Genomic DNA, 726 nt, shown 5'->3' with positions numbered 1-726 from the left:
ACCGTGCCTCATAGTCTTGTTGCTTCCACTGAGAGAAACGTAAAATAATCGGAAAGTCCTCTCCGACCCGAGCTCTGACAGCCTGAATAAGCTCAACCCCAAAGCGAGTTCGCTTGAGCATATCACCACCATATTCATCAGTACGCTGGTTTGTTCCTTCCCAGAAGAACTGGTCAACTAGGTAGCCGTGCGCGCCATGTATTTCCACAGCATCAAAGCCAATACTTTTTGCATCTTCAGCAGCCTGTGCGAAAGCTTCAATAACCTCAGCAATATCTTCCTGCGTCATCGCTACGCCATTTTCTTTGCCTGGCTTAAACAAACCAGAAGGGCTATAGCCCGGTACAGACTTATCAGGCTCTACGCCCTCTTTACGAACTGAACCTACATGCCACAGCTGAGGCGCGATCTTTCCACCTTTCGCATGAACCGCATCAACTACTTTTTTCCAGCCAGCTAATGCTTTCTCACCATGCATGAAGGGGACATTAGGATAACCATTTGCAGCTTTATGACCAACTGGGGTGCCCTCTGTAATGATCAGGCCCACATCATTTTCAGCACGACGCTCGTAGTACGCGACAACTTGTTCATTTGGGACGTTACCCGGTGAAAATGTGCGAGTCATCGGCGCCATCACAATACGATTTTTTAGTTGTAATTTACCTAAGTCCAGCGTTTCAAATAAGGGGCTAACATTACTCATATAAATCTCCTATCTTAACT

Annotated in this window: 1 pseudogene; it reads right to left on the bottom strand. The window is 46.7% G+C overall.

Going from position 1 to position 726, the window contains the following annotated elements:
* Positions 1 to 706, bottom strand: a pseudogene (locus A3766_RS03490) (12-oxophytodienoate reductase); the annotation flags it as partial.
* Between the last annotated feature and the right edge of the window lie 20 nt (positions 707 to 726).

It is taken from the genome of Oleiphilus sp. HI0132, assembly GCF_001635845.1.
This window is presented reverse-complemented; position numbering and strand designations above follow the sequence as displayed.